This window comes from Neorhizobium sp. LMR1-1-1.1 (assembly GCF_040675795.1).
Lineage (GTDB): Bacteria > Pseudomonadota > Alphaproteobacteria > Rhizobiales > Rhizobiaceae > Neorhizobium > Neorhizobium cellulosilyticum.
The window spans coordinates 1-13,720 of sequence record NZ_JBEGHE010000027.1 but is presented as its reverse complement, the minus strand read 5'-3'; the positions used below and the strand labels follow the sequence as shown (position 1 = coordinate 13,720).

The 13,720-nt window shown below is 51.8% G+C and carries 10 protein-coding genes and 1 pseudogene; 6 read left to right on the top strand and 5 right to left on the bottom strand.

The window, feature by feature from the left end; genetic code table 11:
* Nucleotides 1-114: 114 nt before the first annotated feature.
* The 3 genes from MRBLMR1_RS18780 (at nucleotide 115) to MRBLMR1_RS18770 (ending at nucleotide 816) form a co-directional block, all read left to right on the top strand.
* Nucleotides 115-363 (top strand): DUF982 domain-containing protein, encoded by a 249-nt coding sequence (locus tag MRBLMR1_RS18780; protein WP_148144903.1) that lies wholly within the window; start codon nucleotides 115-117, stop codon nucleotides 361-363.
* 3 nt (nucleotides 364-366) lie between these two features.
* The gene (locus tag MRBLMR1_RS18775) at nucleotides 367-555 is read left to right on the top strand and encodes a hypothetical protein (RefSeq protein WP_148144902.1); all 189 of its coding nucleotides are present in this window, start codon (nucleotides 367-369) and stop codon (nucleotides 553-555) included.
* Between the two features lie 63 nt (nucleotides 556-618).
* Complete coding sequence (locus MRBLMR1_RS18770; protein ID WP_148144901.1) at nucleotides 619-816, top strand: hypothetical protein; 198 nt, start codon at nucleotides 619-621, stop codon at nucleotides 814-816.
* Nucleotides 817-1,735: 919 nt separating this feature from the next.
* On the opposite strand, the gene MRBLMR1_RS18765 is transcribed toward MRBLMR1_RS18770, so the two are convergent.
* Both MRBLMR1_RS18765 and MRBLMR1_RS18760 read right to left on the bottom strand, forming a co-directional pair.
* Nucleotides 1,736-2,074 (bottom strand): Rmf/CrpP family protein, encoded by a 339-nt coding sequence (locus tag MRBLMR1_RS18765; RefSeq protein WP_404946163.1) that lies wholly within the window; start codon nucleotides 2,072-2,074, stop codon nucleotides 1,736-1,738.
* Nucleotides 2,075-2,255: 181 nt separating this feature from the next.
* Nucleotides 2,256-2,964, bottom strand: a pseudogene (locus tag MRBLMR1_RS18760) (transposase); the annotation flags it as partial.
* A 351-nt stretch (nucleotides 2,965-3,315) separates the two neighbouring features.
* Here MRBLMR1_RS18760 and MRBLMR1_RS18755 point away from each other — a divergent pair.
* Together MRBLMR1_RS18755 and MRBLMR1_RS18750 are read left to right on the top strand one after the other, a co-directional pair.
* Entirely contained in the window at nucleotides 3,316-4,095 is a 780-nt protein-coding gene (locus MRBLMR1_RS18755; protein WP_500065618.1) for a class I SAM-dependent methyltransferase, read from the top strand.
* A gap of 211 nt (nucleotides 4,096-4,306) precedes the next feature.
* A complete protein-coding gene (locus tag MRBLMR1_RS18750) occupies nucleotides 4,307-4,627 on the top strand; it encodes a hypothetical protein (RefSeq protein WP_500065616.1) in 321 nt (106 codons plus the stop codon).
* 688 nt (nucleotides 4,628-5,315) lie between these two features.
* Here the strand turns inward: MRBLMR1_RS18750 and MRBLMR1_RS18745 are convergent.
* Nucleotides 5,316-6,113, bottom strand: coding sequence for an FkbM family methyltransferase (locus tag MRBLMR1_RS18745; RefSeq protein WP_500065614.1), 798 nt, complete (start codon nucleotides 6,111-6,113; stop codon nucleotides 5,316-5,318).
* Nucleotides 6,114-6,116: 3 nt separating this feature from the next.
* Nucleotides 6,117-9,539: a hypothetical protein gene (locus MRBLMR1_RS18740; RefSeq protein ID WP_500065612.1), complete on the bottom strand. Its 3,423-nt coding sequence runs from the start codon at nucleotides 9,537-9,539 to the stop codon at nucleotides 6,117-6,119.
* Between the two features lie 224 nt (nucleotides 9,540-9,763).
* Between MRBLMR1_RS18740 and MRBLMR1_RS18735 the strand changes: the two genes are divergently transcribed.
* A complete protein-coding gene (locus MRBLMR1_RS18735; RefSeq protein WP_500065610.1) occupies nucleotides 9,764-13,153 on the top strand; it encodes an HAD family hydrolase in 3,390 nt (1,129 codons plus the stop codon).
* A gap of 274 nt (nucleotides 13,154-13,427) precedes the next feature.
* Here the strand turns inward: MRBLMR1_RS18735 and MRBLMR1_RS18730 are convergent, their stop codons facing one another.
* Entirely contained in the window at nucleotides 13,428-13,589 is a 162-nt protein-coding gene (locus MRBLMR1_RS18730) for a hypothetical protein (protein WP_500065608.1), read from the bottom strand.
* Nucleotides 13,590-13,720: the final 131 nt, after the last annotated feature.

Genomic DNA, 13,720 nt, shown 5'->3' with positions numbered 1-13,720 from the left:
GCTGCTGGAGCGGCTCCGGCCCTCATGCGGGCATGTTGTCTGGGAACCATTGACCTTCGCACGAGTTTGGTGACGGCAGACTAATGTCTGAAACACCGCGTGAAGGAGCCGGCTATGCAAAACGTTATTTGGGACAAGCCAGTCGTCGTGGGCGGCAAGTTGGTTTTTGGTCCTCTTGAGGCCCGACGGTTTCTGATGACCGACTGGCCGCACAAGAAGGATTCGAACTTCGCTGCAGCTGATGCGTGCATCCTCCGCGCGCTGGATGGCCGAGCCTCACCTGATGAGGCGCGGGAGCTCTTTGAGGCAGCCCTTCATTCAGCTGCGCTGGTAACCACCTTTGACTACAAGCTGGCGGGTTAGGCCGTGACATCCCTCACCTTTCTTCCCATGCTGGCGCTTGCGATCTTTCTCATCGCTGCCCTCGGAATTTTCACGTTCATCATCCTCCGTCGCGGAAAGCTGCGAGAGAGGAATCCTAGCCAGGTCGATCCCGACAAGCCGACCGCCGAATGGCTGAAGCGCGAAGCCGCTAACGGGAAGCGACCGCTCTGATGGACCAATTCGGAACTTGTGCCGCGGTCCGCCGTTTGCAGTGCAGCAACCACTGGAGGCCGCATGTCGACTTATCTGCCCATGAGCATCCTTGCCGCGATACTCGTTTGTGCTCTCGCCGCAGCAGCAATTGCGGTCTACAGCCGCTGGAGGCGGAGCCGAGCTCCCAGTAAGCAGGTTCCGCCGGAAGAGCCAACCTACGACTGGATCTACCGCGAAGCTGAAAACGCTCACAAGATCGGCAAGGGCCCCGAAGCCTGAACCAATATGGGGCACGGCGGTAACTGATCATTAAAGATACTGCCAGCATAGTCACCGATAGGGGACGACTTTGCTGGAGTTTATGATGCGTATTAACGGCGCTGTCCTCTTCGTAATACCCTTGATGGCATTGGTTGCGTTGGGCGCTTCCATTCTTTGGGAGCGCCCAACGTCTATCGATTACACGTTTACGAGCAGTATCCCATAGGCTGCAGCCGGCCTGGTAGCCGACCCCTATTCATCCGCATGAGATCTGCCGAAAAGCGTCGTATTCACCGAGCGCAAACGGGATCCCCTTTACGTCAGCGGGATCGTTACTCTCGATGAGGCCCAGCGCGAAAGTCAACTTCTCAAGCCTGGCCTGACCGCGCTCCTGCGTCCCTTGATCGTAGCTCCCCAATCACAGCCGATAAGCGCTCGATCGTGTCTTTGTCTTGCCTCGAGGTTGAGCCAAGTTTCACCATGATCCTCTTCGACGACGCTCTGGGTGACTTGTACGACGCGCTCGACAGCCGCCCGGGCCAGCGCATGCCGTAAGGCAGAGGCGCCCGTGCCCGGCGCGGATGTTTCTTTGCTTGATCCCTGCTGTAACGGAGAAAGTAAGAGGGATACGGTATCGCCTCAGTATCTTTAGAGGCTCGTCAGAAATTGTCGGCTCATGTAGTGGAGCAATGGAAGCTGCCGACATGCTCGATGCGGTTTGGGCGATCGGCAGCTCCACTTGCAGGATGGTGCACATGGTTGGCTCGTGATCACCACGCTGGACCCGGATCTCAACCTGGCGGGTCGGTGATAGGCGCTTTGCCGTCTACAGCGCCAAACCGGTCGGTCATCCATGTCTGCACCACAAAGACCGACAAGATTATCGCGGCAGAGAAGAGAAAGGTCGTAACTAACGGGCGTCGTTCCAGAAATCTCATCAGGGCGCAACGTTATCGTTGGCGACCAGTTCCAGATCGATGTGGGGAGCATAGCCGATGAGCCAAATTTCCATCCGCTCTGGGTTTTCGTCCTCGGTAAAAGGGCAAACAGATGCCGGATCGCCACGTTCCGCGGCTTCTCTGCCCAGATGAAATAGATGGATACGCTCCACCGGTATGATCTCGGAATTGTTCACTGTCTCGAAGCCTTCGACCCAAGCGTCCAGCTTTATACCACTGCAGTCTATGTAGGGATTGGTGTGGCGCGGCATGCCTATGCAAGCGGCTCTTCTCCCCTGATTAAAACAGTGCGAGTGCAAGACATCTTCAGCGGACATATATGGTAACCCCGGTTTCTTCCACTAAACTAAAGATTGCGAATGAAGTTCCTTTCGCTTCCCAAATTTTTTGGAACACGCGACTGGCGAACCGGACGCAGGGTACGATTGTCCATCATCAGATGATTTGACTTTTGGGGCGCTGGAAGAATGGAGTTTCCGGCTCGGTCTGCGGGTCGATTTAAGCCGCTTTGGCTTGGTGGTTCAAGCGGCGCTGTTTGATCGTATCTCGTTTGATCCTTTCGCGTTCGAGCAGGATAGTCTGGCCGCGTCCGAAGTAGACGTCGGCCGGAGTGAGATTGTCGAGGCTCTCGTGGTATCGTCGATGATTCTAATGCTCGACGAAGGCCGCGATCTGGGCTTCGAGGTCTTCCTGGAAGAAGTAGTTTTCCAAGAGGATGCGGTTCTTCAGCGTTTGGTGCCAGCGTTCGATCTTGCCCTGCGTTTGCGGATGACCGGGAGCGCCATGGACCTGGTCGATCTTGTACTTCTCCAGCCATTCGCCGAGATCGGAGGCGACGTAACACGGCCATTGTCCGACAGCAGTCGCGGTCGGTGTCGACCTTGACCTTGTCGCAGCCTGAGGCGGCCAGTGCCAGATCGAGCGTGTCGGTGACATCTTCCACCTTCATGCTGGTGCACAGCTTCTAGGCGATTATGTAACGAGAATAATCGTCGAGGATGGTCGACAGGTAAAACCATCCCCAGCCGATGACCTTTAGGTAAGTGAAGTCGCTTTGCCACATACCGTTCGGCCGCGTGATCTCGTCCTTGAACTCGTCGTTGGCCTTGATGACGATATAGGCTGGTGACGTAATCAGGTCATGGGCCTTGAGCAGGCGGTAGCCCGAAGCCTCTGACACGAAATACCCTTCCGTGTCGGTGAACTGAGTGCGAGCCTGCCAGCGCGTATTCTTGTCTCGATGAACCTGATCATTATGCCTCACCTCAAATTCACAATTCGCGATGCTGGTTGATGGTGACGTATAATACTATAAACCCGATGCCGCGAGATGCATCACCGCGTTAGCGAGCTCAATAACCACTTCGGTGTCATTCTCCATCATTGAGTTTTGAGGTGGCACCTAGATACGACAGTAGATTAAGCCTTTATATTTGCCACGACGTCGGGCGCCTCAAAAAGCAAGTGGGTCCGTCTTTCAAAAACGATACGTGTTGGTGCTCGACATCGAAGTCGGGCCATGCAAAGAAAACGCCAATGACCGCTACTCGAGAGAATTATGGCGACCGATCAAACTTACAAAATGTTTTCTCCCGAAATGCTACAGAAAGCGATTTGGAAGGGGGATAAGAATCCTCCATACGAAAGCATCGAGACGACTGTATCCGGTAAGATGTGGTCGACCATTCCGGGCGGCCACAAATGGCTCGGCTATTTCCCGATTTATGATCGCGAATTTTCTCGACTAAGAGGAAAGAGGCCCAGGATTCTTGAAATCGGAGTCTATCGCGGAGCATCTCTACGTTTATGGAGTCGTTTTTTCGGTCCGGGCTCCACCATAGTGGGCATTGACCTGAACCCGGCATGCTCGAAGTCCAATAATCCAGATTTCAACATCCATGTTGAAATTGGCGATCAAAGTGACCCCGATTTTCTCCGGATGGTCGTTGAGAAATATGGCCCGTTCGATCTGATAATTGACGATGGAAGCCATGTTGCTTCGCATCAAATAGCCTCTTTTAACGAACTTTTCATGCCGGGGTTAAAAGACAACGGAATATACTTTGTTGAAGACCTCGAGTGCATGTTTTGGCGCAACGCCGATGGATACAGAGACACGGAGATAACATCCGTAGATTTTTTTAAGTATCTGATAGACATACAGAATAGCATCTTTGAACAATACGACTATCAAGATTTTATCGTTCACAAACCGAGTGGACGTAATGAATTCTCGGTTTTCGAAATTGCAAAATCTCTCGCGAGCATTCGATTTGCGCGGGGCGTGGTAGTCATAGACAAAATTGAACAAGGTCCGCCGCAGGTATTGCATATCTAAATGGCTTGAAGCCGTACCGCCGCGGTTACATGTCCTCTTCGCGAAGTCTTCGATCCCAGGTTATTCCCGCACGGACCATACGAGGTGGAGAGCCCGCGTAAATCGCGTTCTCTACGATCAACGATTTAGTGACGACGGACCTGGCAGCGACGATGCATCCCTGCGGGATGACTACTCCCTTTCCAATCGTGGCACCCTCTCCGATCCAGACATGATTATCGATAGTCACGTCTCGGGCTCGGTTTATGCGTTGCCCCGTCTCGCCGTCATAAATGGAATGTTCGTCGGAGGTTCGCACATATATGCCAGACGAAAACATGCAATCAGTTCCAATTTTGATGGAACGACCCTCCATAGCAAAAAAATGCGCTGCAACAGCCGTGGTACCGTCACCAATGGATATGGTGGATCGTCGCTGACGCATGTGGATGCTTCCGCGAAGATTGCAACCTTCCCCAATATTAACGGAATGGCCGTCGCCGACGAACGAGATTACATTGGGTGCCCGAATGTGCGTTTTGCGACCGATTGAAACGCGATTATTGCTGCCATTAAATTCGATCTTCACCGTTTCGTCGATGACAGCATGCTTATCAACTAACAGTATGTTGTTTGAACCCTTGTCAATTATCCGTGGCACCTAAGCATCCGCTGTTAGCTTTGTCGATTGGCTCGAAACCGTCGCCACCGCCTCGTAACCGGATCGAGGGAGCAGGACCAATAACATTTAGCACCGAGAAGGCGAGTGAAAAAGAGGGTGTGGATGAACTAGCCTAAATCGGGAGGTGGACGCCGCGGTTTGGCAATGTTATCGATCCCACGCTAGGAGAAATGCGAATGGATGTGCAATACCTAAGAGAACTTGCGGCACGCCTTGCTTCTGCCCGAAGCGCCACTGCCGACCTAAATATCGAATTAGGACGGCTTATTGGTTACACGACGACTACGCACGATCAGAATTCAGGCGGGACAGTTCTTTGGTTAGATCCCGGCGGATCCCCTACTCGTTTACCACTGTTCACCCATTCCATTGACGCTGCAAGAATGCTCGCTGAACGCCTCCTACCTCGGCACGTAGCCGCGGTAAGCTGGGGCTTTGAGGAACAAGCAAGCGCGCGCATTAACGACGGGCCGATCTGCTTTGGCGCCACGGAAGCAATTGCATTATGTGGCGCGGCCCTGACAACCTTCTTAGATGAAGCGATTAGGTCGCAAGGGCGCTAATCGCGCGCCTTAAATATATCGTTCACGTCAGTGGCAGCGATCAGCTCATAGTCCTTCTCTTCCAAGTAACGTTTGGCCACGGCGCTCGACCGAGCCCTCCGATCTCTCTCAAGACAGATGATACGCGGCTTCCAACGCTCCCAATCGATCGACTGTATTATCTGGAAATCCAACCCTTCCAGATCTAATGTAAGGATCGCGGGGCCAAGCCGATCGAAATATGTCTCGAAAATCTGGTTGATGTTGTGAAGCGGCACCTTAACTTCTATTATCTCAGCCTTCCATCCTCGTCTCTTGTACCACGATGATACGAAAGGCAGGGAAAAGCTGGCGACCTCAGCATGTTGAGGTACAAAGAGGATAGCCTCTCGCTCGTTTCCGGGGGTCACGCCAGCACACAGAAATGTATCTTCCGGGCGGGCCTTAACCGTATCTCGCTCATATCGAGGGTTGGCTTCAACAAGAACACTTCGGTAGCCCTGCTTGTACAGGAGCCACGTGTTACTCATATTGACCGGATGGTTGGAGCCCAACTCCAGAATAACCGGCTTCTCGCCGGCTTCAATACCCATTGCTCGCAAGAGGCCCGCCAGAATCACGTCCTCGCCATGCTGACTGTAGCTTTGAATACGGTCACAAAGAATATCAGGCATTGCCAGATTATAGGATCCGACATCGACAACTATGTCAAAGTTTGGATCTCCAGTTCCACGCGCGCCCAGCGCTTTGATCGCGCCGCTCATTCGCTCCATCGCGACAGTGAACAAATTGAAAGCGGCACGATCGTGATTCAAGATTTACTTCCTTTTCTTATATTTCGGTTTTCCGAAAAATAGCTGCCCTATTACACGATACTTCGTTGATGTTAAACCATCGAAGAATTGGGCCGGATGTGCGTCATATTTCGCTAAGTCCTTGGCATTTCCAAGAGCCTTAACTGCTGGACGCAATGGTTTTTTGAATAATTTTCTCCACCCTAAAGGTTTCAGCCCGGGAGCGTTCTTCGTGGCCTGAGGCGCCGCTGTCGACTTCGGAGAGTATAGTATCTCCTCGCCCTGAACCCAGTTAGATCGCACTTGGCTGTTTCGGTCAGACTTCAGAATGACTTTATCTGCTCCACCGCCATAGTTATCCTCGAAGACAAGGCCCAACATCAGCTCTGCATCTTGCGCAGTAGGTCTTGCGAAATACTCCCGGAGTACCCGCAGAGATTTCATTGGCTCCAGGTCGAACTGGAACTGCATTTCTCCAAACACGCTGGCAAAACGATCGACGAAATTGAGCGCGCCTTGATGAACTTGGCGCGAAAATACTCTGCGATCAGCTTCACCCGGCGTTTCAGGCTGAAACACAGAAATGAACCTACCGTCGGATGTAGCTCTAATCCTCTGAAGTGAAGGTTCGTCATTTGAGAAGAATGACTCATAGACGGGTACATGCCTGCAAAATGGCAAGTGCGTGTCGTGTCGATCGATAAAATCACCAAAGAAACCAGCGGTCGGTAGTCCATTCTTTTCGCATCTATCCAACGCAGGCCGGAAGGTTACCAGATAGTATCCAGAGATTGGTCTTCTCTTGTCGGTCAGTTCATAGAGTGATTCCTGCATCGTTCCGGCGTAACCGATATCCACGATCGCCTTTGACGTAGAATCCGTGAAGCCAACGCTGTCGAGGTATCCAACATAGTCACGGCGCTCATCACGTGCATTGTCGAGGATTAAATGCTCAAGTTCCTTCAAAGCCGGAACCGCAAGAGTGCGGCTTTCGTTGTTAATCCGCTCATGACGCACGCGCTCATATTCGGGAAAAACTCCGGCCTGCATAATCGATGCAGGACTCAAACCGAACCGAACCTCCAGAAGACGCTCAATCGTCATACTGCTGATATCTACCATCAACAAATCGATGATGTCGTCGAAATCCTTCAATTTGGCGACGTTCGCGCTTCTACGGGAGCAAAGGAGGTAGATCGATTCCGGCGCGTCTTCATCGTATCGCGCCACGATGTCATAGGCCTTTTTCATAATGAGACCATCGCGCGAGAGGAAGAACAGCCTCTTTATACCGTCCTTTTTCGCGCGCTTGAGCAACCAATGACTGTATGACAACAACAACGGCCCGAAGCCCGCGAAACCAAGATCGAATCGACCACGTGGGAACAGGCACTCGACTTCACCAGCTTCCCTGTTGTCGTAGCACTCGTTGGCAATGACCGCGAGCATAGAGCGGAGCGCTAGAGAATGCCGATCGTCATCCTTCTGCCAGACCCGCTTATAATGCCAGCTTTCCTTGAATGTATCCCACGGCCTGTTGAGGTGTGCAGCCTTTATACCGTGCTCAAGCGGACGCTTTAGGTCACCAATCTCGTTGTCACCGATATGTAGCATCGTGTCCACGGGATGGGCGACGCTTGCTTTGTAAACGTCAAACAACGCTCCAGACTGTTTTTTTGCGTTGTGCGTGGAAGAGAGAAGCAGCGAATTGTAGCCCGAAATGCCATTGTCTTTCAGGACCGAGGAAAGCGTTTCCTCACGGAGATACATGTCGCTGATCAGATGCAATTCCTTACCATCTGAACGCAATTCATGGAAAAGGTCTGATATGCTTCGGCGAGGATAGAGCAGCTTAGCTTCAAGCCGCTCTTCTTCTCTCATAATTTTCTCTGCAACATCTTGAGATATATCCAGAAACTCGGCAACCTCTGCATATATTTCCGAGATCATTATTTCTCGCCGACCGGAATCAATAGCCTTTTTAAAAGCCTTTTTCTCCGCTGCGCGGCGAACGTCGACAAAGTTGATATGACGCTTTCCGGTAGTCTGCTCAACGAATTCGTGCATCAACCTGAAAAGATCAGAGGGAGCAGCGAGTGGTCGAACTAGAAGGGTGTCGAAAATATCGAATGATATGACTTTTCGCCGGCGAGCAACCTCCCTGATACCTTGGAACGGGGTTGTATCGATGCCATTGCTGTTCGCCCCTCTCTTCGGGGGTTCGGGCCTAATTCCTGCAATCAAAAAGTCCGCTGCCTGCAGGACATCCGCAGGCTTACTTAGCTTTTCAGCGTCATTTTCGGCTACGTCCAACAGCTGCCGAATGAAGCGATCCGGCTGAGACTTGATTGACGAGGTAGGGAGAGAATAGGTCGAGATGGAATGTGCCAGAAACGCATCGCGGTCGATCTCGGATCCGGACCGGACCTGCGAAACCAAATCATCTACTGTTTTCGCGGTGCTCATCAGGTTCAGATGAGACACGCCTAAGGTCATCAAAGGCTTCCTCCAGAGAGCAGCCTGGAAACCAACCGAGGAAGACGCTACAACTACCCCGTCAACCAAGGGCGTCAGAGCTTGCGAGACATTATCGTAGGAATTTAGGTCATCATCCAAAATGAAATTCGGATAGCTTTCGCGTAGGTACCGAACGTTCCCGTCGGTCATTGTATCAGTTGACACGCTTCGTGACTTATACAGCGTCGTAACAAGACCGATGTCAGCAGGCAGTTGAGAAAGAAGTGCCTCTATGGCCCCAAATTGATTGCCATAGCCCGCTACGACTTCATCAACCATAAAATAATCGTCGATTTGAAGCGGATAGAGAATTAACTGACTAAACTTCTCACGAAGCACCGAGATTCTTCTCGTAATGCCGGGTTTAATCATGCCGCCGCGGGAAAGCTGCCGCCGAACGGCGTCAAAGTTTCCGTGTGCCCCCCTTCTTGGCCGCCGCATGGTATCGGTCAGCAAATTTGGAAGAAACAGAGTGCAATCCGGATATGGAGCTCGAGAAAACGGTCCCGGCAGCTCGTATACAATCTTGGCCTTAGGAAATGCAGTCCTGAGATACTCTGCGGCACTTTCCCAAACTACAATCAGATCAGGTTCAAAGCCGTCGGGTATGGCGCTATTAATGATGTCGTTTAGAAGGTTACGCTGGTCCGGTGTGAAGTCGTTCCGACGTCCCTTGGATGCGAAAGCTCTATGATGGGGGACAATGCGAGAAAGTTGAGCGTCGCTAACCATGCCATAATCGCCAACCCTGCTTTCAAGGCCCTCTCTGATCATACGTCCCAGAAGATGGGCGCCGAACACCAGAAATGTACTATGACCTTCAGCCCGTGCGGCCTCGATCTGTGGAATAAGAGAATTGCGTATGGTGGCCAAGCGGAAATAGGGGTCATTCCGCTCAATTTTAGGTTCTATAAAGAAAAGGATGTTCATGTCGGCTCCAAAATTCAAAATCGCTATATCAGGAGAGCGCATCTGATCCAAGGCGCGCGAATAGAAGGGGATGAGATGACACGGATTGAATCGCCCCAAAGCGCGGCAATAGAGGAAATGTCGATGTTCTGCACTAGGCAACAGATCATCAGATTCGCAGCCTGCCTACAGCGTAGTGCACGTGCTATTCCTACCCCTCAAGTTATATCTTAGGACACAGAAGCATGCATGCTTTGATTTGGTGCCCGCCATGGGCAGGCCAGGGTGGTGACCTCTTTTTCGGTTTCAACTCTTTTTCCAAACACCTCGTAGTCCAGGCTTCGACCCTGCGTTCCCAGGGCTGGAAGGTCACAGTAGTGTGCCCGAGCGCCTACAAGCCCCGGCTTGGCGATCACCTGGCTAGTTTGAATGTTGTCGAAATCGATTCGTTCGAAGCGATCGACGTCGTTGGTGGCTGGAATGATCCGTCGGCTTCTCTATATCGCGAGCCTGCATCGAACTTATCTTCCTTGATCGCCGAGTGGTTGCAACCCAAACTACCGAAAAGTGTTGACTTCGTACTGCTATGGGAAACTCCTGTCCCATATCTTCGCATCCTGTATCCCGAAGCGACCATCATTAGTCAGATGCCCGGTGCATTTGCTAGAGCTCCCTACCCACAGACCACGGTTTTTGATCCCGTAGGATTGTATCGGGACAGCTCTCTTGTGTGTGCGACGAGCGATATTCTAGTTTCGCATAGTCCATCCGCTCTTGCGAAATCCTTTACGACCAAAGTTCGTGAGGTATTTTATCGATTCCCGTATTCATCAAAAAACGCAATCCTCAGTCGCACTGGCAGGAAGCGCTTAGCGTTGTTGCCTCTTCAAATCACAGACCATTACGCCTTCAACGCTGAAACAGGCTTCTCATCGCAGGCAGAGTTTTGCACGGAAGCGATCACGCGAGTAAGTGATGACACCGCGATCTATGTTACGGAATATGTCTCTAGGCTGTATAAAGATCAGGTGATGACTCCTGAATTCGTAGCATTTTTGCAGCGGCGGAGATCAGACTTAGTTTTTGACGCTCAAACTTCAGAGGTACCATCGGTATCTCAGCACGTCCTGCAATTCGTCGACGAGGTCGTTACCGCTACGTCCGGCCTCTGCTTTCAAGCGATGGCCTGGGATATTCCTGTGAATGTCGTTGGGAACACCCACCTCATCGGCTTCGACAAAGCCATTGTCGATACGCCGGAAAAAAGGGAAAAAGTCCTCAGCTACATTCTCACTCGTCATCAACCAATGAGCAAATTGGTCCTTTCAGACGGAAAATTTCTTACGGGTCTACTAGAAGAAATACGAGGACGGCGTGAGCGCCCAATTCTGGAGCGGCTTCCAGACTTTTCCGTTATTGATCCCAACTATTCTGCGAGACTTATGCGAGAATTTCGTCCGCAAGAAACTAAAAAAACATTCTTCAAAATGGGTTTCAGTGATCGTTCCGGCTCCCAACAGAGAAAGTTCTCTGAGATCCTTACGACGAAGAAGCCGAAACTCATATCGTTTGATCTTTTCGATACACTTGTTGCTCGAGGGTTCGAGCAGCCGGCTGATTTGTACGCTTTTCTCGAGAAGGATATTCGGCAGTCAGGCGTAGTTACACCCTTTGATTTTGCGGAAAAACGAAGAGCTGCAGAACTTATGGCTCGCCTCAACGCAAAGAGCGAAGAGATCTCGTTGGATGATATTTACAAGGAATTTGCGCAGGCAGAAGGTCTTAACTTCGCGGAGGTAAGGCAATTCCGGGACCGTGAGCTTGAGATCGAGTCAAACGCCTGCCAAGTCAGGCCCATTGGAAGAGAATTGTACTCAATAGCGAAGGACAGCGGCATCACAACCTGCGTCACAAGCGATATGTATTTGCCGCGCGCCACGATCGACACTATCCTTCGTGCTAACGGCTACGGGGACACGGATCAAATACACCTGTCAAGTGAGGTCGGGCTTACCAAGAAATCTGGCTCCCTATTCAGCTACATTGCCAAGCAGAACCGGATTCGGACAGGCGATATTGTTCACGTCGGGGACAACCAAATCACCGATATCGAATCCGCTGTTGCAGCCGGTGTTACCGCATTCCATGTGCCTCGTGCAGTTGAGACGCTCTGGAAGCATGACCGTCTTGCAAACAGTTTTGGCAAAAGGCAGCCGATTACAAGCCTGGGGCGTAGCGTGACTGTAGCAGCAATCGCGCGAACTTTGTTCGACGATGATCCATCGAATGACAGAAGCCTCTCTGGAGGTGATCCTTGGCGTCTAGGCTACGCAACGCTCGGCCCACTTGTTTATGGCTTCGTTGTTTGGTTAAGAACGATCGCCGTAGATCAAGATATAAAGACTTTGCATTTTCTGTCTCGCGAAGGGCGGATTTTCAAAGATGTATTCGACAGGATTGAGCTTGCTTCTCCAACGGGCATACGCTCGAATTATCTTTGGGGTTCACGGCGAGCAATTCGAACCGCTCAGATGCAGAGTTTGCAAGATATCCTCGAAGTCGGCAGGCAGACAGTCGACCGCACCGCGTCATTGGCCACTCTGCTCTCTAGTCGGTTTGGACTTGATCTCTCAAAAATCGACGTCGCAAAGATCCGGGAAGTTGGGTTTGAAAGCCTCCAGCACAAGGGTTTTTCTAACACAACTGACAAAACGAAACTTCTCAAACTGCTCGCTGAGTTCCAAGAAGACATTCTTGAGATAAGCGCAAAAGAGCGCAAAGCCTATAGGTCTTATCTCATGTCGGAGGGACTATTTGACAGCGATGATTTCGCCGTTGTTGATGTCGGCTGGCACGCAAATATGCAAGGCAGCCTAGGACAGATGTTGGGAAAGCCTATTACTGGCTATTACTTCTCCACTCTAGATCCGGCTTCGCGCTGGACGGCTGTGGGCCACAGAATTCACGCCTACTATCTGGAAGGGTGCACGATAACGGCGAACAAGCCAGTTCTCTCGGAACGGCTGATGATAGAGAATTTGCTCTGTGATGTTACCCCAACCATCGTGGGGGTTGGTGTCGATGAAGATGGCAGGTTTTTCCCTAGATACGCCGGCGCTGTCTTGCCCAACCGCATGCAGTTGATAAGAGCCGTGCAAGACGGAGTGCGAAGCTTTGCCGATGATCTATGTCGAGTCCTCGGCTCTCAAGCTGGAACTACTGAGCTAAGGCCAGACATTGCCTTACCTATACTCGATGAGTTTTTGATAAATCCTCATTATGAGGACGCGCGGTTGTTCGAAGGACACGAAATCGAGGACGCCTTCAGCGGAGCGCAAGTGCGGTACCTGCTGTCGCCGTTTGAAAAAGGCCGACCCACAACCACTTCCTATTGGCGGGCCGGAGAGACAGCCATTCGGGAATGGGGAGCACTTGGCGGTGGCTCACGATCAGGGCGCGGCAGTATAGGCACCACATCACTGCATCGTGCTGTGATGCCCCTTGTACGCCCATTTGTGAAAAAGATGGGCAATGCTAAGGATGTTGAAGAATTTGATCAAAATCCGGCAGCATTTTTTGAGAAACTGACCGATGCAAGATACCGACGAATAGGCGCGTTCTTGTTCCCTCGCTGAGTACGCACGGTAGCGCAACTTTCACCCCTCCTCCTCGGCAGGGCGGCGGGCGGGATGACGTGGTATTTTTTTGTGACGTTTCGAATGTTGCGTAGACCGGAAAAATTTAGATCTGGCTATCGCCGTGTAAGCTTTTTTCTGCGAAAGGAACTAGCGGAGAGCCACAAAGCCCTCCAGTTTCTACGCGCGATTGCAATGTTTAGGCGGTCTACGAGGTGGTGTTTGGTGCTGCCTTCGATGCGCCACCAGATGCTCTAAAGCGTAGCTGACAGCATCAGGAAGAACCCCTACGGCCATGATTTCCGGCCCAGTCATAGGCGCTTGGCAGCGCATCGTCGCGCTCGATGATGAAGTTACGCAGCGCCAGATGCCGGCGATAGCAGGACAGCGCGGGTCGGTCGGCGATCCACATTTCTCCGACCTGCGCCTGCGTCATGGGACTAGGACGCGGACTCATTAGCTGATGCGATCCATATCCTTGTCGCTGCAAGTTTGAGGGCGGCGAGATAGTTGTCGGCACGTCTGTCGTATCGGGTTGCCAAGCCCCGCATCTGTTTGATGCGATTG

Coding starts and splice junctions, on each gene's coding strand:
- MRBLMR1_RS18755 (WP_500065618.1), top strand. CDS start 3,316: ATGGCGACCGATCAAACTTACAAAATGTTTTCTCCCGAAATGCTACAG.
- MRBLMR1_RS18730 (WP_500065608.1), bottom strand. CDS start 13,589: ATGACGCAGGCGCAGGTCGGAGAAATGTGGATCGCCGACCGACCCGCG.
- MRBLMR1_RS18750 (WP_500065616.1), top strand. CDS start 4,307: ATGATTATCGATAGTCACGTCTCGGGCTCGGTTTATGCGTTGCCCCGT.
- MRBLMR1_RS18735 (WP_500065610.1), top strand. CDS start 9,764: ATGCATGCTTTGATTTGGTGCCCGCCATGGGCAGGCCAGGGTGGTGAC.
- MRBLMR1_RS18780 (WP_148144903.1), top strand. CDS start 115: ATGCAAAACGTTATTTGGGACAAGCCAGTCGTCGTGGGCGGCAAGTTG.
- MRBLMR1_RS18740 (WP_500065612.1), bottom strand. CDS start 9,539: ATGAACATCCTTTTCTTTATAGAACCTAAAATTGAGCGGAATGACCCC.
- MRBLMR1_RS18765 (WP_404946163.1), bottom strand. CDS start 2,074: ATGTCCGCTGAAGATGTCTTGCACTCGCACTGTTTTAATCAGGGGAGA.
- MRBLMR1_RS18770 (WP_148144901.1), top strand. CDS start 619: ATGTCGACTTATCTGCCCATGAGCATCCTTGCCGCGATACTCGTTTGT.